Raw genomic sequence first — 20,261 nt, 5'->3', positions numbered from 1 at the left:
TTTCTGCTCCCGCGGCCACGACGGGCCGCGGAAGACGTGCCTTACTGGCTCAGACTCTGCTCGGCGTTCTGTACGACCTTCGCCGCGCCCTCGGCCACGCCGGTCTCGCCGAAGATCACCTCGTCGAAGACCCGCTGGAAGTCGGACTTGAGAGCCGCGCTGCCGCTGGGCCAGAACCAGGAGTCCGACGGCATGAGCCGGCCGGCCATCGCCGTCTGGAAGTCGCACGTCTGCTTCTCGGGGCCGGTGGCCTTGGCGCAGACCGTGTCCTTGTTGTCGGAGTTGGGCGGCGTGCCGCGGGTCGTGCCCAGGACCGCGCCGGCCTTCGGGTCGTTGACGAGGAAGTCCATCAGGAGAGCCGCGGCTTCCTTGTGGGACGAGCGACGGCTGACCCCGTAGTAGACCGGCGGCAGCGCGGGCATGCCGGACGCGGTCGCGCTGTCGGTCGGAAGCGGCGCCAGTGCGAGCGTGCCGCCCTGGTAGCTGGTGACATAGCTGCTCACACCGGAGTCGTACGAGGTCTCGGACGCCGACTCCTTGGCGACCAGGGGCGAGTTCTGCACCGAGCCGTCCGACTTGGTGGTGATCTGCGGTGCGGTGATGGCCTTCTTCTCCCGCAGCGACCCCAGCATGTTCCAGTACTCGGCGAGGTCGTCCTCGGTGAAGCCCAGCGTGGAGTCGCTGGCGTAGAGGGCCTTGCCGCGCTGGTGCAGCCACGTCTCGAACAGGTCGACGGACCAGCCGAAGTCGGACGTGCCGGCCCGGCCGGTCTTCTTCTGCACCTTCACCATGTCCGCGGCGAACTGCTTCCAGTCCCAGCCGTTCTCCGGCACGGTGACGCCCGCCTTGGCGAACAGCTCCTTGTCGTAGACGATCAGTTCGGTGGTGAGCCCGGCGGGCATCGCGTACTGGCCGCCGTCGGCCTTGCCGCCGGCGAGCAGGCTCGCCGGGATCCTGTCGGTCTTCAGTGACTTGCCCAGGTACGGCGACAGGTCGGCAAGCTGGTGTTTCTGCTGGTACTCACCGAAGGTGGGCCGGTCGAGCTGCAGCAGGTCGGGCGCGGCTCCGCCGGCGATCTGCGTGGTCAGCTTCTGCACGTACGAGGGGTAGCCGCTGAACTCGGCCTGGACCTCGATGTTCGGGTGCTGCTTCTCGAACAGTGCCACCGCCTTCTCGGTGGCCTTCGCGCGGTCCTCGTTTCCCCACCAGACGAAGCGGATCGTCTGCTTGGCGTCGCTGCCCACGTCGTTCGGCGACGACGAGCACGCGGTGAGTGTTCCTGCCAGGGTGAAGGCGGCTGCGGCCAGCACGCTCAAGCGGCCCCGGCGGACTGTGCGACCTCTCATGGGAGTCCCTTCGATTCGACGGTGAATCGGCTCGATCCGTGGGTGTGACTCGCCCCAGCTCATGTACGGGCCCCACCCCGTGAGCGATCACGTGAACGCTCACGGTAGATTGGCGGAGACGTTACGTCCGTGCTTCGGCAGCGTCAATAGCCGGTTCCGAGGAGGTCGTTCGGCCGACCGGGCGCCTGCATAATGAACGTCGTCCAGCAGCGGGGAGAAGCAGTGGCCAAACAGCGGATCACCATCGAGGACGTCGCCCGGGAGGCCGGAGTCTCCCGGCAGACGGTCACGCGGGCCATGAACGGCATGGCGGAGATCAGCCCCACGACGCGGCAGCGTGTACTGGCGGCGGCGGAGGCACTCGGCTACCGCCCGAGCCGGTTCGCCAGCAACCTCGCCTCGCGGCGGAAGAGCCACGCGATCGGCCTCGTGATCGCCTCTTTCCGCAACCCCTACTACACCGAACTGGCCGCCGAGGTCCTGGACGTCGCCACCGCCCGCGGCTGGCAAGTGGTCGTGTGCTCACGTGAACAGGGCACCGACCAGGAACTGATCTCCACTCTGGCCGGCCAGGTCGACGCCATCCTCGGCTACTTCGTCGCCGCCGACCAGGCGTCGCTCGCCGCCGCCGCCCGAGGCGTTCCCGTGGTCATGTTCGAGCGCACGGCCGCCGTGCCCGGCCTGCACTCCGTCGACCTCGACTTCGAGCATGGCATCGAGACCCTGCTCACCGAGCTGAGGGCCCGCGGCGCCTCCCGCTTCGGCCTCATCGAGTCCGACGCCGCCACCGACCCCAACCCCTACCAGCCGACTCAGCGCCGACGTGCCTACGAGAAGCTCGCGGGTCCCGGCTCCCTCGGCTCGGTCGTGGTGGCGGAGGAGTCGATGCGCGGCGGCGCCGACGGTTTCCAGCGGCTCTGGAACACCTCACCCGGACTCGACGCCGTGCTCGTCTTCAACGACCTGATGGCGATGGGTGCCGTCCATGGCGCCCACACCCTGGGCGTGTCCATCCCGGACGACGTCCGCGTCGTGGGGATCGACGGACTCTCGCTCGGCAGCGTCACCACCCCGGCGCTGTCCACCCTGTCCATCGACCGGTCCGCCGTCGCGAACACCGCGGCGGACATCGTGGACACACTGCTGGAGGCATCCGACGCCGGTCCGCGCGAATCGATCGTCCGCACCGTCACCCCACAGCCGCTGTGGCGGGAATCCGCGTGACCGGATCACCGCATGCCGTGGTGTCCGGCGGCCCCGTGGGGCGGCCCGGCGCTCCTGCGGATCACCGAGGTCGTCGCGGGTGAGCGGGGCGGGGCGGGGCGTGCCGACGGAGCCGGATGCGGGCGGTGCCGGTCGGGGACAGGGCGGACAGGGGCCGCGCGCGAGTGTGGTTTCGATCGGATCGGGTGCGGGGTCGGCCGCAGCACGGCCTCGGCCGAGTCCCGCGGTCGGCGCCGGCCGGTGATTCCGGAACGGCCCACCACAACGTGTCGGTGCCGACATCCCCGGTCGGCTCGGCGGGCCTGATCGGGTGGTGCCGGCGGGCCTGATCGAGGTGCGGGCGGGCATCGTTCCCGCCGCCCCGGTGTGGTGGCGCGCCGCCCGGAAGAGGGACCGGCCCGCTGAGCGCGGTGCGTCAGCGGGTTCCCGTCCGAGGCTCTCCCTGTCCGTATCGGCCTCGCACCGCAAGCCTTGACGGACCGGTGACGCCGTCGTAGCGTCTGCGTGGACCTTTCCGTGAGCGTTCACGGGAGCGCTCACGGAAATCTTCACGGGAGGGCCGGGCACGTAGCCCGGAACAGTGCCGGAGGCCACAGCGCGAAGCCGCGGCGAGGCCGCGTGCCGACGGGAATACGTCTCCGATCGCACCGACGAGAGGCAACCACCATGGACGGCGTCGGCCGTAGAGAAGCACGGGTCCGAGCGGGAGCGGACGACGGCGGGGCGCGGCCTGTGGGCCGGCCGGTGCCCCGGTGATGACCGGGGTGTCCGTCGAGGGCGGGGCCCTCGACATCACCTGCACCGTGACCACCCTCGTGAACGGGCAGGGCGCCACCCGTGCCGGCCGCCCAGGCGCGATGACCGTCGACGGGAAGCACCCGGCCCTGGTCGCCGCCATGGACCGGGCCCGGGCCCCGATCCCCGGCCGGCGGCGCTGAGCACCAGTGGCCGGCGGGCGGCCACCACCGGCCGGCCGGCACCGCACGCGACACCAGACGAACAGGAAACGCGGACATTGCACTCGAACCACACCAGTGAAACCCCGCATCACCCCGGTCGACAGGCGTCCGGAGCCGGCGACGGGCCGACGGGAGTGTCTCGATGACCGAACGCCCCGAACACTGCGCCGCGAGACTGTACGTCGGGGCCAACTATCATCCGCACGACTCGGACCCGCGGCAGTGGGAACGCGACATCCGCATGATGAAGGAGGCCGGGTTCACCGTCGCCCGTCTCGGTCACCTGGCCTGGGACAGCTTCGAACCCACCGACGCCCGCTTCGAGTTCGCCTGGTTCGACGAGGTCATGGACCTCATGCGGGACGCGGGCATCGGAGTGATACTCGACATCGCCGTACGGCCGGCCCCGATCTGGCTGCACCGAAAACATCCGAGCATCGGCATCACGGACCCGTCCGGGAACGCGCTGTACCCCAACACCCGGTACATGGTCGACGCCGGCGACCCCGAGTACCGCGCACACGCGCTCCGTTTCGCCGACGCCCTGACCCGCCGCTACGCCGGCCATCCGGCCCTTGTGGCCTTCGGCGTCGACAACGAGCCGGGCGACGGCCCCTACTCGTACTCCGAGACGGTCCGCCGCCGCTTCGTCTCCTGGCTGCGCGAGCGCCACGCGACCATCGAGAGCCTCAACCGCGCCTGGGCGAGCCAGCGCTGGTCCCGCCGCATCGGCGACTTCGACGAGGTCGGACTGCCGGTGTCCGGGACCGTCCAGGGCGCCCCCGAGCGGGTGCTGGACTTCCGCCGCTTCGTCTCCGGCGAGATCACCGAGTTCCTGCTGTCCGTCATCGGCCGCGTCGAGGCCAACGCCCCGGGCGTGTTCGTCACCGGAAACTCCTGGTACTACACCGAAGCCGACCGCGGACGCTACTTCGACTACGCGGAGATCGCCTACTCGGGACGGATGAGCCGGGACGGCATGGGCTTCTATCCGGGCCTGTCGCTCACGGACGACACCGGTCTCAGCGAGGCCCTCATGGGGATCGCCCGCATTCGCTTCGAGAGCGACACTCCGTTCTGGTGCACCGAGTTCACGACCATGACCGCGGTGCCCGGCTCGGTGCGCAGAAGCGCCTACGCCTCGCTGCTCATGGGCAATCAGATGGTCTGCGGCTGGACCTGGCAGACGATGCACGGCGGGGAGGAGCAGTACCTGCAGGGAATGGTGGACTGGGACGGCGAACCCAACCGGAAGTACGACGAGTACCGGCAGATCGCGGCTGAGTTCGCCCGCATCCAGCACTGCGGTTTCCCCTACCGGTCACGGGCCGAGATCGCGCTCGCCTTCTCCTTCCCCAGCCAGCTCGCGAGCGCCTCGCTGCCGGAAAAGCACGACGTCCAGCTCCAGACGTGCTTCGACGCGGTCCTCGAACGCAACCTCGACCAGCGGGTGGTCGACGTGAGCCGCAGTGCCCTGCCCTACCGGATCCTGGTCCTGCCAGGCGTCGCCCTCCTGGACGAGGACACCGCGGAACGCGTCCGGCGCTTCGTCGCCGACGGCGGGACAGTCGTCATGACCTCCTACTCCGCCCTGGTCACCGAGGACGGCCAGGTCTTCACCACGATCCGGCCGGGCCTCCTCGCCGACGTCTTCGGCGTCCGCCTCGGGGCCTACCAGGAACCACGCCTTCTCCATGAGCTGACCGCCGGCGAACCACAGGGAGACGAGCTGGACATCGTCTACGGCGACAGGCGCCTTCGCGTCGAGGCACCGCGCATCGACGAGATCCACCCCGGCACGGCACGCGTCACGGCCCGCAGCACCGGGCTCGACCGCGACTACCCGGTGGTCACCGTCAACGACTACGGAAAGGGCCGCGCCGTCTACGTCGGCACACCGGCCCGGCGTCCGCTCATCGACCTCGTCCTCGACACCGAGACCGAGCTGCGGGAGATCCGCCCCGACCTCCCGGTGCCGCGGGGTGTCCTGGCACGAGCCCTCGACGCGACGCATCTGCTCTACGTGAATCTCGACGGCGAGAGCAAGCCGATCAGCACACCCGGCCCTACACGCAGCGTCCTGCACGAGCGCACCCACGCCGAGAGCGGCTTCACCCTCGCGCCGTTCGACGCCGACGTCGTCGAGGTGCTTCAGCACGCCGACGGGGTGGGGACCCCTGCCTCGACGCCGTAGCCCCGCGCTGACGTACTGACGGGCCGGACACCTGCCGGCGGGCCCGGTCCCGAGACCGGGCCCGCCGGCGTCGTTCCTCTTCCATGGGGTCGTGCACCGGCACCGCTGACCGGCAACTGTCCATGGTGGGCGGTCCCTTCTGGGGGCTCGACGAGTCGTGCACATCGTCGGCCTGACCCTCACGCGCGTCAAGATGTATGCATAATTAATATTCAGTGGTGCGGGGAGGGTTGACGCGCCTCCCCAGGGCGAGCACCGTACCGGCTGTGACTCGGGTGACACCGAGTGGAAACGGCACGTGGGTCATGCCCGCGAAGAAGCCTCGCGCGGTGCCTCGCGCGGTGCGGTGACGTCGCCGGTACCGGCCCGTCCCCTTCCTGAGTACCGAAGTACCGATCGAAGCTGAACCCATGGGCACGCTCGGCAGGCTTCGCGTGCGGCCGCGTCCTGTGCGACACGCGGTGAACCCTACGGCCGCCGCCCTGCCCCGCCCTGTCCTGCCCTGCCCTGCCGTCTGGAATCGTCCCTGTTCTTCGAGGAGGCAGAACATGAGTCGGATCGATGGCCGGCCCGCTTCCAGCCTGTCCCGCCGCACCCTCCTGACCGGCACGGCGGCGACCGCCGCGGCCGTCACCCTCGGCAGCCGCCTCGGCACCGGGCCGGCCCATGCCGCCGCCTTCGTCAAGGGCGCCGACATCAGTTGGGCGTCCCAGATGGAGGCAGGCGGCTACATCTGGCGCGACAGGAACGGTGTCGCCCCGCTGGGACCCGACGGCCGTCCGCTGCCACTCGGGTCCGCTGACGGGCCCTTCGCGGACGACACGGAGTACCACATACGGAGTACCACATCCTGTGCGTGGGGTATGCGCTGGACCTTCCCCCGCACCGGCCTGTGAGGGAAGGAGAGCGCGGCCGACGGTCTGCTCCTCCCGGTCAACGGCTTCTACCGTGCCAGCCGCGGCACCTTCGCCCAGTTCGGTCTCCCCGTGCCCCGTCCCGAACGAGTCGTCGACACCGTTCTCCAGCACGCGCGCGACATCCGCTACACACGCCCGGAGCGGCAGACCGCCTGCAACATCCTCGACATCGCCCACCCGTTGTGGCTGACCCGCACCACCGGTCACCGCACCGACGAGACCATGACCCTGGCCGGGCGCCTGCTGACCGACGCGCTCGGCCGATGGGTCGACGGCGAGGGCTTCTCCTTCAAGGCCCCCCATCCGACGACCAGGAGCGCTCCGGAGACCCAGCCGACCCTGCAAGGCACCGAGATGTGGCTGGCGATCATCTGGTAACTCTCCGACCTCGCAGGCGTCTCCGACGCTCTCGGGTACCGGCCACGCGGCGTTCACCGGCCCGAGCAGGCCGTGTCGTCGCGGGGACTGTGACCGGCTGTTCTCGGCGGTGCCCTCGGACTTCCCGTCCTGGCCACGGGTTCGCCCGCCGGAGGGGACGCCGACCGTATCCTCTCCCCGGCAGCCGGGAACTGGTAGCCGGTCATCGGTGGACGGCCGTGCCACCTTGGTGCGGCTGGTGGCCGGCTCACTCAGGAAACAGACTCCGCCTGACTTGCCAACGGGAGATGTTTCATCCTCGCTGCCACGGGATGTGTGCGCCCGTTGCTTCGTCGGTGTCCGCCACCACCGTGTGGTCTCCTGGCCCGAAGGTGGCTTCGGCTCGGTTCCGTCGGGGGCATGGAATCCCAGCCGGCGGAGACCCGCGGCCATTTCCGTGAACTCTCCCTGGTCGGCTGCTCGTCCCAGGATCGCCGCGGTGTCGGAGGCGATGACGGCGCTTCGGTAGGCACTCGCCGTCGCGACGACGCCGTTGTCGGCTTTCGACTCCCACGGGCGAGCGGGATCGCCGCTGTCATCGAAGTCGGGGAGCGTCCAGGCGTCGTCGGCCAGACGTGCGTCGATGCGCTGTCCGTCGTAGAGGTCGCTCGCGGACACTGCTCCTGTGCCGCTTCGCCAGGTCGAGTGCCACTGCGATCATCACTACTCCGAACACCGTGGTTCCCGTGCCGAGCCCGACCTCATCGCTGAGGTAGCCCGCTGCCACGGGCGGGACGCCGTCGCCGAGCGGGCAGGGCGCCCAGCGCCCATCGTTTGTGGTCACAAAAGGGATCACCCATACTCCTGGGGGTCAAGGGGTCGCAGGTTCACATCCTGTCGTCCCGACTGGAGACAGTCGCAGGTCAGGGCCGGTTTCGGAGGTGTCCGAAACCGGCCTTTGATCATTGCTGGGGACCACTTGGGACCAGTGGGGGACCGGAGCCCTTGACCGGGGTCGGGGTCGGGGTCGGGGTCGGATTCGGGGTCGGGGTCAGCGGGTCACGACGATCGGCCGGGCAGCAGGTGCCGGGCGAAGAAGGCCGCTACGGCGTCCCCCGCCGACCGCGGGACGCCGGTGTGACCGCCCATATTGGCGTTCAGCGTCTTCTCCTCGGAGCCGAAGGCGTCGAACAGGTCCAGGGCCGCCTGCCGGTCGTTGCCTTCGTCGTCCCACTGCAGGAGGACGTGCAGCGGAACAGTGACCTGCCGGGCTTCCTCGAACATGACGCGAGGCACCAGACTCCCCGCGAACAGACCGGCGGCCACGATGCGCGGCTCGACCACCGCCAGCCGGATGCCGAGGGAGATCACTCCCCCCGAGTAAGCGACCGGACCGCCGATCTCGGGCAGCAGCGTCAGGAAGGCGTCCAGCGCCGCCTGCCATTCCGGGACCGCCTTGTCGACCAGCGGGAGGACGAGGGCGTCGATGATCTCTTCGCCGACCGGCTCGCCGGTCAGCATGGCCTGGCGCAGATCGGCGCGGGCCCGGTCGAGGGCGGGCCAACGGGGCCGCTCGCCGCTCCCGGGCAGCTCGATGGTGGCCGCGGCGAAGCCCGCCGCCGCGGCCTGCCGGGCCCGGGCCACCAGCCGGGGGTACATCGTGCGCAGCCCGAGCGGGGGATGGCCGAGCAGGACGAGCGGCACCGGTGCGGAGGCGGACGCGGTTTCGGGCGTCCACAGGATGCCGGGGATCTCACCGAGGGTGAAGTGACGTTCGAGGATGCCGTCGTCGAGGCGTCGCTCGGAAGTGACATGCATGGTCGTGCCTTTCGGGAGTGCACCGGAACGGCGCTCCCGGACGACCTACCGCCCGACCGTGACCCCGGAGGAGAGCACCCACGTCGATACTGTGATCACGGGTACCACCTCCTCGCTTCCTCGCACGGCCTCCGGAAAGGTAGCAGTGGCCGGCCCTGCTCCGCCAAACGGTTTTCGCGGAGTTCCCCCTCCGCAGCCCGCTGCCCGGCCGGCCCGTCCGCCGAGCTGGGGCGGCCTGCGCAGGCCCGGGGCCGTCAAGTTCCCTGCCCGGGACTGCCGACCCCGCGGGGGCCTTCTCGTCCCGCGAACCCGGAGGCCGCGGACGAGCGCAGGGTCATCGGCCCTTCTCGGGCCCCAGGGAGACTCCCTGGCCGGCCGTCTCCTTGACCGCGGTCAGTCGTCAGTCGCCGCGCGCGGCGCCCCGGGGCATGGCGTCCAGGGTGTGCGCCACGATGTCCTCGGGGACGTCCCGGACGAGTTCGGCGCCGCGGGCGCCGTCCAGGACGAAGGAGAGGCCGGTGGTGGCCTTCTTGTCCAGCCGCATCAGGGCGAGCAGCGCGGTCGAGGAGACGTCCGGCGGCAGGGCGGTGGCCAGCCCGTAGTGGGCGACCACCTCGTGGTGCTCGGCGACCCGGTCCGGGCCGATCCGGCCGAGGGCACCGGCCAGTCGTCCGGCGAAGACCGTGCCGACCGCGACCGCCTCGCCGTGCCGCAGCCGGAAGTCCGAGGCGCGTTCCAGCGCGTGGCCCAGGGTGTGGCCGTAGTTGAGGATGTGCCGGAGTCCCGAGTCGCGTTCGTCGGCGGCGACCACCGACGCCTTCAGGGCCACGCTCGCCGCGATCTGCTCCGCCGGCGGCAGCCCCCGCAGGTCGCCCGCGCCGATGAAGTGGCAGCGGGCGATCTCCCCGTAGCCGTTGACGCGCTCGCGCGGCGGCAGCGTCGCGAGATGGTCGGTGTCGCACAGCACGGCCCGGGGCTGCCAGTAGGTGCCCACCAGGTTCTTGCCCTCGGGCAGGTTGACCGCGGTCTTGCCGCCCACACTGGCGTCGACCTGGGCGAGCAGGGAGGTGGGCAGGTGGACCACCGGAACACCCCGGTGGTACAGGGCCGCGGCCAGTCCCACCGCGTCCGTGGTGGTGCCGCCACCGCAGGAGACCACGACGTCCGCCCGGCTCAGTCCCCAGGCGGCGAACCTGCGGCACCACTCCTCCACCCGCGCCAGCGACTTGCCCTCCTCGCCGTCCTCCGCCTCCACGACCAGCGTCTCCAGCCCCGTGGACGGCAGCGACGCGCGCGGGCGGGCGGTCACCACCGCCACCTTGCGGGCGCCGAGGCCGGCGAGCACCCCGGCGAGCCGGTGCCGGGCGCCGGGCCCGATGAGCACCGGGTAGGCGCGTTCGCCCAGGGCCACGTCCACGCGGCGCAGACCGCCGTCGTCGACCGCGGCCCCGGACGGGACCGGCGGGCGGCCGTCCCGCGCCGCGCCGCCGCGCTGTCCGGCGTGCTCGTCGTTCCCGTCGTTTCCGGTGCTCCCGGCGTGCTCGTCCAGGACATCGTTCCCGTCGTTCCCGGTGTTCCTGTCGTTCCCGCCCGGGTGCGGTGACCGGGTGGTCGGGTGTGTCGTCAACGTGTGTCTCCCTCAAGGTGTCGACGGGCCAGTGCCAGCGCGCCGTGGAGCGAGGAGAGCCCGCCGAGCGCGGCGGGGCGCAGCGGCGGAGCGGGGAAACCGGGGCGGGCCAGCTCCGCCGTGGCGGCCCGGACCCGATCGGTGAAGCCGGGCAGCCCCTCGGCGAAACCACCGCCCAGCACGGCCAGTTCGGGACGGAACAGCTCGTGGAGCGACACGAACCCGGCCGCCAGCGCCGCGCAGGTCTCCGCCACGGCCTCCTCGGCCCACCCGGCCGACTCGGCGAGTCCGGCGCGCAGCGCGGCGAAGTCGGCCGGCGCGCCCCGCAGTCGGGCCGCCCGCCGCAGGGTGGCCGGGCCGGACGCCGTCGCCTGCAGACAGCCGCGGCGCCCGCAGTCGCAGCGCGGTCCCCGCCGGTCCACGACCAGATGGCCGGCCTCGCACGAGCCGCGGCCCGGACCCGGCAACGGCGCGCCGCCGTGCACGACACCCCCGCCGACGCCCGTACCGACCCCCAGGTAGACCACGTGGTCGCACCCGGCGTACCGGGCCTCCGCGAGCGCCGCCAGGTCCCCGTCGTCGGCCCACCGCACCGTCGCGCCGGGGAACAGGCGGCGCAGCGCGCCCCCGAGCGCGAACCCCTCCCAGCCGGGCCGGCCCGGCCACGCGGTCACCCGGCCCTCGCCGTCCACGGCGGCCGGGATCGCCACGCCGATCGCCCGGAAGTCCGCGCCCCACCGCTCGCGCAGGCCGGTCACCTCCGCCTCCAGGGCCGCCCAGTCCGACCGGGCGCCCCGTGCGGCGGGCCAGTGCAGCAGGGCGTCCGCGGAGCGCTCGGCCGGCCCGGCGGTCCGGGGCGCGCCGGGCGGGTGCGGCGGCCCGGCCGGCTCGGCGCGCAGGGCCACCTTCGTACCGCCCACGTCGATGCCGAGCAGTCCGGACGCGGCTCGCGCGGTCGTCATCGGGCCGCGGGCACCGAGGCCAGCAGCGCCCGCGCCGCCAGCCGGTAGCCGAGGGCGCCCAGGCCCACGATCACCCCCGACGCCAGCGGCGCCAGTACCGACTCGTGGCGGAACGACTCGCGCGCCCACACGTTCGACAGGTGGACCTCCACGAAGGGCCGCGGATAGGACGCGAGCGCGTCCCGCAGACTCCAGCCGGCGATCATCAGCGCCCCCGGGTTCACGATCGCGCCGACCGTGTCGTACGCGTCCTGCACCGCCTCGATCAACTGCCCCTCGGACTCCCGCTGTACGGAGACGACCTTCCAGCCGCGGCCGGCCACCTCCTCGGCCACCGCCGCCTCGACATCGGCGAGGGTGTCGGTCCCGTATATCTCCGGCTCACGGCGGCCCAATATTCCGAGATTCGGGCCGTTCAGCAATAGCAGCTCGCTCATGCACCGGTTATATCAGCGCCGATTCGGCCACTGTTCCGAGTTCTTCCGGGAGTTTGCGGACAAGGGTCTTTCAGGGGGGTGGGTAGGGGAGGTGACGGCCCTTATTTCTCTGGGTTAGCTTGCCTTTCCACGGACCCCAGTCGGAAAGGTGGCTCACCACGATGAGCACCAGCGAACGCCCCGTACCCGATTTCCCCGCGTGGCCCCAGTACGACGACACCGAGCGGGCCGCTCTGATCCGCGCCCTGGACCAAGGGCAGTGGTGGCGCATGGGCGGCGACGAGGTGAATTCCTTCGAACGGGAATTCGCCGCCTACCACGGTGCCGAACACGCCCTGGCCGTCACCAACGGCACCCACGCCCTGGAACTCGCCCTTCAGGTCCTGGGTGTCGGCCCCGGCACCGAGGTGATCGTGCCGGCGTTCACCTTCATCTCCTCCTCCCAGGCCGCCCAGCGGCTCGGCGCCACCGCCGTACCCGTGGACGTCGACCTGAACACGTACTGCCTGGACATCGAGGCGACGGCCGCCGCCGTCACCCCGCGCACCCGGGCGATCATGCCGGTCCACATGGCCGGGCACTTCGCCGACATGGACGCGCTGGCCAAACTGTCCGCGGAGACCGGCGTTCCCGTCGTGCAGGACGCGGCCCACGCGCACGGCGCCCAGTGGCGCGGGCAGCGGGTCGGCGAACTCGGCTCGGTCGCCGCGTTCAGCTTCCAGAACGGCAAACTGATGACGGCCGGCGAGGGCGGCGCGGTCACCTTCCCGGACGCCTTCCTCCACGAGGAGGCGTTCCTGCGGCACAGTTGCGGCCGGCCGCCCACGGACCGCAGGTACTTCCACCGGACGTCCGGTTCCAACTTCCGGCTCAACGAGTTCTCCGCGAGCGTACTGCGCGCCCAACTGGCCCGTCTGGACGGCCAGATCACCCTGCGCGAGGAACGGGCCGGCCTGCTGCGGAGCCTGCTGGAGCAGATCCCGGGCGTGGTGCCGCAGGGCCGCGAGGAGCGCGCCGACCGCGTCCCGCACTACATGGCGATGTTCCGCGTCCCCGGCCTCGGCGAGGAGCGGCGCAACGCCCTCGTGGACGACCTCATCGCCCGCGGGCTGCCCGCCTTCGTGGTGTTCCGCGCCATCTACCGCTCCGACGGCTTCTGGGAGACCGGCGCGCCCGACACCACCGTGGACCGGCTGGCCGCGGCCTGCCCGAACACCGAGGCGCTGACCGAGGACGGGATCTGGCTGCACCACCGCACGCTGCTCGGCACCGAGCGGAACATGTACGACATCGCCGAGATCCTCTCCGACGCCCTGGCCGCCCGGTGAGCGTCGGGTCGAAGGAGCCCTCGGCGCCGGTGCGGGTCGCGGTCGTCGGACTGGGCTGGGCGGGCCGCACCATCTGGCTGCCGCGGCTGGCCCGCCACCCCGCCTACCGGGTCACCGCCGTCGTCGAACCGGGCCCGGTGGCCGAGGACGCGGTGCCCGAGGGCGCCGACCTCCTCACCGACGCCGGGTCGCTGCGGCCGGAAGCGGTGGACCTCGCCGTCGTCGCGGTGCCCAACCACCTGCACGCCCCGGTGGCCGAACAACTGCTGGCCCGCGGCATTCCGGTGTTCCTGGAGAAGCCCGTCTGCCTGGACGTCGACGAGGCGGACCGGCTCGCGGCCGCCGAACGGACGGGCGGCGCCGTGCTGCTGGCGGGCAGCGCCGCGGCACACCGCCAGGACGTACGGGCGCTGGCCGAGACGGCCGCCGCCCTGGGCCCGCTGCGACACGTCGGCCTGTCCTGGGTACGGGCGGGCGGCGTGCCCGACGGCGGGGGCTGGTTCACCGACCGCAGGCGGGCCGGGGGCGGCGCCCTGGTGGACCTCGGCTGGCACCTGCTCGACGCGGCCACCGCCGTCATCGGCGGTGACCCGGTCTTCCGGGACGTGCTCGGCACGGTCTCCGCCGACTTCGTCAACGACCGCGGCAGAACCGCCGGCTGGCGCGGCGGCGACCGGCCGGCCGGCACCGGGGACGTCGAGGACACCGCGCGCGGCTTCCTGGTCACCGAGACCGGCGTCTCGGTCGCCCTGCGGGCCGGCTGGGCCTCCCACGAACCGGTCGACACCACCCGGATCACCGTCGAAGGCGCCGCCGGGACAGCCACCCTGACCTGCACCTTCGGCTTCAGTCCGAATCGTCTGCCGGTGTGTCTGACCCGTACCCGCGACGGCGTGACCACCGAGGTGCCGCTGCCCGGGGAACCGATCGGCGCCGAGTACGAGCGGCAGTTGGACCTGCTGCCCGCGCAGCTCGCCGACCCCGCCGCCCGCGGCGTCGCCGCCGCCCGGTCCCGGCGTACCGTCTCGGTCGTCGAGCGCCTCTACGCCTCGGCCCGCGTCCCGCGCCCGCACACCGCCGAGACCGCGTCCGTCGCCTGACGCGGCGCGCTCCGGGCGCCGGCCGCGGCCCCGGAGGCCGGCACCCGCGTCCGCGCGCGGCGCCCTCACCCACAGGGAGAGACCATGTCCAGCCACCAGCCAACCGGAACGGACGACTCCGCGCTCGCCGTCCTGGCTCCAGCCGACGCCGTCATCTTCGACCTCGACGGTGTCGTCGTCGACAGCTTCGGCGTGATGCGGCAGGCGTTCCTCACCGCCTACGCCGAGGTCGTGGGCGGCGGAGAACCGCCCTTCGAGGAGTACTGCCGTCATCTGGGCCGCTACTTCCCCGACATCATGCGCATCATGGGGCTGCCCCTGGAACTGGAGGAGCCCTTCGTCCGCGAGAGCTACCGGCTCGCCGGCCAGGTCACCGTCTTCCCCGGGGTACGCGAACTGCTCACCGCGCTCACCGCGCGCGGCACCCGGCTGGCGATCGCCACCGGCAAGTCCGGCCCGCGCGCCCGTTCCCTCCTCGACCGGCTCGGCCTGCTCGGTCACTTCGACCACGTCCTCGGCTCCGACGAGGTGCCCCGCGCCAAACCGGCCCCGGACATCGTGCTGCGGGCCCTGGAACTGCTGCGCGTCCCGGCCGGACGGGCCGTCATGATCGGTGACGCGGTGACCGACCTGGCCAGCGCCCGGGGCGCCGGCGTCCGCGCCGTCGCGGCCCTGTGGGGCGAGAGCGAGGAGGGACCGCTCCTCGCCGAGCGGCCCGACGCCGTACTGCGCCACCCCGACGACCTGCTCGCGCTGCTCCCCGCGCCCGTGTCCCCGCGCTGAACCACCGCCTCGCACCACCGCCTGTCCGAGGGCCCCGGCGACCGCCGGGGCCCTCGCGCACGCCTGCCGCCGGAAAACCGCCTCCCCGCCGCCGGCCTTCCGGGCCGGCGGCGGGAACAGGGCCCCCCTAGGGGTCCGGTCAGGGGGGTCGGCGCACCGGACCCGCAGCACACTGGAACGAAATCCCCATTCCGCTGCCCGCGCCCCCTATTGCTTTCCGGACCACCGACCCCATTCGACCGCGGGACGGCCGTGAGACGGCCGCGAGACGGCCGTGGGGCCGAATCCGGGCCCCGTACCGAAAAATATCCCGCGCCACGGCGGGGCGACCGGTCGACCATTTTCAAGACGTGAGGAAGTGAGTGACGGCATGCTGCGCACCGAGCTGATCCGGCCGCTGCCCGAACTGCTGGCCGGGCACGCCCGTGACAGCGCGGACAAAACCGCGTTCCGCGACGCGGCCCGCGGCGTCACCTATGCCGAACTGCACACCCGCACCGGAAACATCGCCGGACACCTCGCCGCCCAGCGCCTCCAGCCCGGTGACCGCGCCGCGATCCTCCTCGGCAACGGCGTCGACGTCATCGAGAGCTACTTCGGCATCCTGCGCGCCGGCGGCATCTCCGTACCGCTCAACCCCCACGTCACCGCGGCCGAACTGACCCACCTGCTCGACGACAGCGGAGCCCGGCTGCTCATCACCGACGCCGCGCACGCCGCCGCCTTCGCACCGCTGCTGCGCGACCGGCCCGACCTGCGGCTCGTGGTGACCGGCGACGCACCCGCGCCGGCCGGGGCCCTGTCGTTCGAGCAGCTCGCCCGCACCGAACCCGCCGTCCCCGCCCGCGACGACCTCGGCCTGGACGACCCCGCCTGGATGCTCTACACCTCCGGCACCACCGGCCGCCCCAAGGGCGTGCTGTCCACCCAGCGCAACTGCCTGTGGTCGGTCGCCGCCTGCTACGTGCCCGTCCCCGGGCTCGGCCCGGACGACCGCGTGGTGTGGCCGCTGCCGCTGTTCCACAGCCTCTCCCACATCGCCTGCGTCCACGCCGTCACCGCCGTCGGCGCCACCGCGCGCATCCTCGACGGATTCGCCCCGCAGGACGTGCTGGAGGCCGTGCGCGAGGAGTCCGCGACCTTCCTGGCCGGCGTGCCCACCCTGTACCAGCAGCTCGTCCGCGCCGCCCGCGAGGACGGCTTCCGCGCCCCCGCCCTGCGGGTGTGTCTGGTGGGCGGCGCCATGACCACCGCCGCACTGCGCCGCTCCTTCGAGGACGCCTTCGGCGCCCCCCTCATCGACGCCTACGGCTCCACCGAGACCTGCGGCTCCATCACCGTCAACTGGCCCACCGGCGCCCGGGTGGAGGGCTCCTGCGGTCTGCCGGTGCCCGGCCTGTCCGTGCGGCTGGTCGACCCGGAGACCGGCCGGGACGTCACCGACGGGGAGGAGGGCGAGGTGTGGGTCCGCGGACCCAACGTCATGCTCGGCTATCACAACCAGCCCGAGGCCACCGAGGAGGCGCTGCGCGACGGCTGGTTCCACACCGGCGACCTGGCCCGCCGCGACGGGACCGGCTACCTGACCATCACCGGCCGCATCAAGGAACTCATCATCCGCGGCGGGGAGAACATCCACCCCGCCGAGGTGGACGAGGTCCTGCGGTCCGTACCGGGTGTCGCCGACGCCGCCGTGGTCGGCAAACCCCACGAGGTGCTCGGCGAGGTGCCCGTCGCCTTCCTCGTCCCCGACGAGGAGGGCTTCGACCCCGAGGCGCTGCTCGCCGCCTGCCGCGCCCGCCTGTCGTACTTCAAGGTGCCCGAGGAGCTGTACGAGACCGACCGCATCCCGCGCACCGCCTCCGGCAAGATCACCCGGCACGTGCTGCTCGACACCCCCGCCCGGCTGCGCGCCGCCGGCGGCAGCCACTACGAGCACCTCTTCCGCGTCGACTGGCTGCCGCTGTCCTCCGTACCGGGTACCCGTACCGGCGCCGGCACCTTCGCCGTGCTCGGTTCGGACCCGTTCGGCCTGGCCACCGCGGTGGGCGCGGCCACCGTCCACCCCGACCCGGCCGCCCTGGCCGCCGCCGGGGACCTGCCCGACATCGCACTCCTCAGCCCCGGCACCGGACTGCGCACCTCCGGTCCGTTCGGCGCCGACGTCGCGGCCGCGGTGCGCGACCTCCAGGACCGGCTGACGGCCTGGCTCGCCGAGGAACGCCTCGCCGGGACCCGGCTGGCCGTCGTCACCCGCGGCGCCGTCGGCGACGGCCAGGCCCCCGACCCGGTGCAGGCCCCGCTCTGGGGTGTGGTCCGCAGCGCCCAGGCCGCCCACCCCGGACGGTTCGTCCTCGTCGACCTCGACACCGACGAGAACGCGCCGGCCGCCCTCCTGGACGCCGTCGCCTCCGGCGAACCCGAACTCGCCGTACGGCACGGCGTACCGCTGCGGCCCCGCGCCGCCCGCGTCTCGGCCGCCGTCGCCCACAGCGAACCGCCTGCCCGCTTCGACCCGCACCGGGCCGTCCTGATCACCGGCGCCGACGGGCCCGCCGCCGCCACGGCCGCCCACCACCTGGTGGCCGGCCGCGGTGTCCGGCGTGTCCTGCTGACCAGCGTCCACGGCCCCGCCGACCGGTCCGCCGCCGTCCTCGCGGCCGACCTCACCGCCCTGGGCGCCGAGGTCACCCTGCACGCCGTCGACCTGGCCGACCGCGCCGCGTTCGACACCTGGCTCGCCACCCCCGGCGTCCGCTTCACCACCGTCGTGCACACCCCGGGGGCCGTCTTCCCCGGACTGGCCGACGCCCTGTCCGCCGCGATCAACCTGCACGCCGTGACCTCCGGCGACGACCGGGACGACCTCCCGGCGTTCGTCGTGCACACCCCCGCGACCGGCCTGCTCGGCGCCCCGGGTACGGCGGAGGAGGCGGCCGTCGCCCTCTTCCTCGACGCCCTCGTCCAGCACCGCACCGGCCTCGGCCTGCCCGCCCAGATCCTGCACACCGGACCCGCCGACGACGACGGACGCCCCGCCCCGGCGGGCCTCGGCCGGCTCACCGCCCAGGAGACCGCGGCCATGTCCGACGCCGCGCAACTCGTCGGCCACGCCTCGCTGCTCGTACTGCGCCTCGACGCCGAAGGGCTCGACGCGCCCGCCCCGCGGACCGTCCCGGCGCCCCTGCGGGACCTCATCGACACCACGGCGGGCCCGGCCACCCAGGCCGCCCCGGACGGCGACACCGCCGCGGCCCTGCGGCGGGAACTGGCCGGCGCCACCGACACCGACCGGCAGCGCGCCCTGCTGGACCTGGTCCTCGGGGAAGCCGCCCGCCTCGCCTCGCTCACCCCGGACGAGATACGCGCCGACCGCCCGTTCAAGGAACTGGGCTTCACCTCAGCCACCGCCGTCGCCCTGCGCGCCCGCCTCACCGAGGCGACCGGGCTGCGGCTGGCGGCCACCCTCGCCTTCGACCATCCCAGCCCCGAGGCGATCGCCACCCACCTGCGCGCCCGCCTCTTCGACCGGCCCGCCACCCCGCCCCGGACCGAGCCCCGAGCCGCCGCCCGCGCCGACGAACCCGTCGCGATCGTCGGCATGGCCTGCCGGCTGCCCGGCGGGGTCGCCTCCCCGGACGACCTGTGGCGCCTGGTCGACGACGGCGTCGACGCCATCACCCCCTTCCCCCGCGACCGCGGCTGGGACCTCGACGCCCTCTACGACCCCGACCCCACCGTCCCCGGCACCTCCTACACCCGGCACGGCGGATTCCTCACCGAAGCCGCCGACTTCGACGCCGTCTTCTTCGGCATCTCCCCGCGCGAGGCCCTCGCGACGGACCCGCAGCAGCGGCTGCTCCTGGAGACCTCCTGGGAGGCCCTGGAGCGGGCCGGCATCGCCCCGACCAGCCTGAAGGGGCAGCAGGTCGGCGTCTACACCGGCCTGATGCACCACGACTACGCCACCGACCTCGGCGAGGTCCCCGACGGCCTGGAGGGCTACCTCGGCACCGGCAACGCGGGCTCGGTGGCCTCGGGCCGGGTGTCGTACACCCTGGGGCTGGAGGGTCCGTCCCTGACCGTGGACACGGCGTGCTCGTCGTCGCTGGTCGCGCTGCACCTGGCGGCGCGGGCGCTGCGGGACGGCGAGTGCTCCATGGCCCTGGCCGGCGGCGTCGCCGTGATGGCCCGGCCCACGTCGTTCACCGAGTTCTCCCGCCAGCGCGCCCTCGCCGCCGACGGCCGCTGCAAGCCGTTCGCCGACACCGCGGACGGCACCGCCTGGGCCGAGGGTGTGGGTGTGCTGGTGCTGGAGCGGTTGTCGGACGCGCGGCGGCTGGGGCATGAGGTGCTGGCGGTGGTGCGGGGTTCGGCGGTGAACCAGGACGGTGCGTCGAACGGGTTGACGGCGCCGAACGGTCCGTCGCAGGAGCGGGTGATCCGTTCGGCGCTGGCGGACGCGGGGCTGGGGGTGGGTGAGGTGGACGCGGTGGAGGCGCACGGGACGGGTACGGCGTTGGGTGATCCGATCGAGGCGCAGGCGTTGCTGGCGACGTACGGGCGGCGTGAGGGTGGCGTGGGTCCGTTGTGGCTGGGTTCGTTGAAGTCGAACATCGGTCACGCGCAGGCGGCCGCGGGTGTGGCGGGTGTGATCAAGATGGTGCAGGCGTTGCGGTACGGGGTGTTGCCGGCGTCGTTGCATGTGGGTGCGGTGTCGTCGAAGGTGGACTGGTCGTCGGGTGCGGTGGAGGTGTTGCGGGAGCGTCGGGTGTGGCCGGAGGTGGACCGGCCGCGTCGTGCGGGGGTGTCCTCGTTCGGGGTGAGCGGTACCAACGCCCACGTCATCCTGGAACAGGCACCGGCCGACGACACCCCGGCCGCGGAGGATCCCGCCCCGCCGGTCGCCGTGCCCTGGCCGCTCTCCGCACGCACGGCGCAGGCCCTGCGCGAACAGGCGGAGCGGACCGCCGAGTTCGTCGCCTCCCGCCCCGGCGCCGAGGCCCCCGCCATCGCCCACACCCTCGCCACCTCCCGCGCCGCCCTGGAACACCGGGCCGTGGTCCTCGGCGGCGAGGCCGAACTCCGGACCCTGACACCGGCCGGAGACACCTCCGGCACCACCCCTCAGGTGGTCTCCGGGGTGGCGGATGTGCACGGCAAGTCGGTGTTCGTGTTTCCGGGTCAGGGTGCGCAGTGGGTGGGGATG

At 72.9% G+C, this 20,261-nt stretch carries 14 protein-coding genes; 9 read left to right on the top strand and 5 right to left on the bottom strand.

Features of this window, described 5'->3' with window-relative positions; translation table 11 throughout:
* Positions 1-41 precede the first annotated feature (41 nt).
* The gene (locus ABEB00_RS24655; RefSeq protein WP_345622344.1) at positions 42-1,346 is read right to left on the bottom strand and encodes an ABC transporter substrate-binding protein; all 1,305 of its coding nucleotides are present in this window, start codon (positions 1,344-1,346) and stop codon (positions 42-44) included.
* A gap of 222 nt (positions 1,347-1,568) precedes the next feature.
* Here ABEB00_RS24655 and ABEB00_RS24650 point away from each other — a divergent pair, with 222 nt between their 5' ends.
* From ABEB00_RS24650 to ABEB00_RS24630, 5 genes are all read left to right on the top strand, one after another.
* Positions 1,569-2,570: a LacI family DNA-binding transcriptional regulator gene (locus tag ABEB00_RS24650; RefSeq protein WP_345622343.1), complete on the top strand. Its 1,002-nt coding sequence runs from the start codon at positions 1,569-1,571 to the stop codon at positions 2,568-2,570.
* A 755-nt stretch (positions 2,571-3,325) separates the two neighbouring features.
* Positions 3,326-3,508: a hypothetical protein gene (locus ABEB00_RS24645; RefSeq protein WP_345622342.1), complete on the top strand. Its 183-nt coding sequence runs from the start codon at positions 3,326-3,328 to the stop codon at positions 3,506-3,508.
* Between the two features lie 163 nt (positions 3,509-3,671).
* A complete protein-coding gene (locus ABEB00_RS24640; RefSeq protein ID WP_345622341.1) occupies positions 3,672-5,723 on the top strand; it encodes a beta-galactosidase in 2,052 nt (683 codons plus the stop codon).
* A gap of 548 nt (positions 5,724-6,271) precedes the next feature.
* The gene (locus ABEB00_RS24635) at positions 6,272-6,619 is read left to right on the top strand and encodes a twin-arginine translocation signal domain-containing protein (protein ID WP_345622340.1); all 348 of its coding nucleotides are present in this window, start codon (positions 6,272-6,274) and stop codon (positions 6,617-6,619) included.
* Between the two features lie 90 nt (positions 6,620-6,709).
* The gene (locus ABEB00_RS24630) at positions 6,710-7,018 is read left to right on the top strand and encodes a hypothetical protein (RefSeq protein ID WP_345622339.1); all 309 of its coding nucleotides are present in this window, start codon (positions 6,710-6,712) and stop codon (positions 7,016-7,018) included.
* Between the two features lie 1,038 nt (positions 7,019-8,056).
* On the opposite strand, the gene ABEB00_RS24625 is transcribed toward ABEB00_RS24630, so the two are convergent.
* The 4 genes from ABEB00_RS24625 to ABEB00_RS24610 form a co-directional block, all read right to left on the bottom strand.
* Positions 8,057-8,815, bottom strand: a complete 759-nt coding sequence (locus tag ABEB00_RS24625) for an alpha/beta hydrolase (RefSeq protein ID WP_345622338.1) — start codon at positions 8,813-8,815, stop codon at positions 8,057-8,059.
* Between the two features lie 400 nt (positions 8,816-9,215).
* Entirely contained in the window at positions 9,216-10,241 is a 1,026-nt protein-coding gene (locus ABEB00_RS24620) for a 3-dehydroquinate synthase family protein (RefSeq protein ID WP_345622494.1), read from the bottom strand.
* A gap of 197 nt (positions 10,242-10,438) precedes the next feature.
* Entirely contained in the window at positions 10,439-11,404 is a 966-nt protein-coding gene (locus ABEB00_RS24615; RefSeq protein ID WP_345622337.1) for an ROK family protein, read from the bottom strand.
* Entirely contained in the window at positions 11,401-11,841 is a 441-nt protein-coding gene (locus ABEB00_RS24610) for a type II 3-dehydroquinate dehydratase (protein WP_345622336.1), read from the bottom strand. Before ABEB00_RS24610 ends, ABEB00_RS24615 begins: the two co-directional genes overlap by 4 nt.
* 161 nt (positions 11,842-12,002) lie before the next feature.
* Between ABEB00_RS24610 and ABEB00_RS24605 the strand changes: the two genes are divergently transcribed.
* From ABEB00_RS24605 to ABEB00_RS24590, 4 genes are all read left to right on the top strand, one after another.
* On the top strand, positions 12,003-13,169 hold the full coding sequence (locus tag ABEB00_RS24605) for a DegT/DnrJ/EryC1/StrS family aminotransferase (protein ID WP_345622335.1): 1,167 nt from the start codon (positions 12,003-12,005) through the stop codon (positions 13,167-13,169).
* Positions 13,170-13,198: 29 nt separating this feature from the next.
* Entirely contained in the window at positions 13,199-14,269 is a 1,071-nt protein-coding gene (locus ABEB00_RS24600; protein WP_345622334.1) for a Gfo/Idh/MocA family protein, read from the top strand.
* 84 nt (positions 14,270-14,353) lie between these two features.
* A complete protein-coding gene (locus ABEB00_RS24595; RefSeq protein WP_345622333.1) occupies positions 14,354-15,052 on the top strand; it encodes an HAD-IA family hydrolase in 699 nt (232 codons plus the stop codon).
* A 370-nt stretch (positions 15,053-15,422) separates the two neighbouring features.
* Positions 15,423-20,261 (top strand): beta-ketoacyl synthase N-terminal-like domain-containing protein (locus ABEB00_RS24590; protein ID WP_345622332.1); only part of this gene is annotated, 4,839 nt, incomplete at its 3' end.

This window comes from Streptomyces ziwulingensis, from assembly GCF_039542605.1.
Lineage (GTDB): Bacteria > Actinomycetota > Actinomycetes > Streptomycetales > Streptomycetaceae > Streptomyces > Streptomyces ziwulingensis.
Note: the sequence above shows the minus strand (reverse complement) of the source record. Positions and strands in the feature narration are given on the sequence as shown.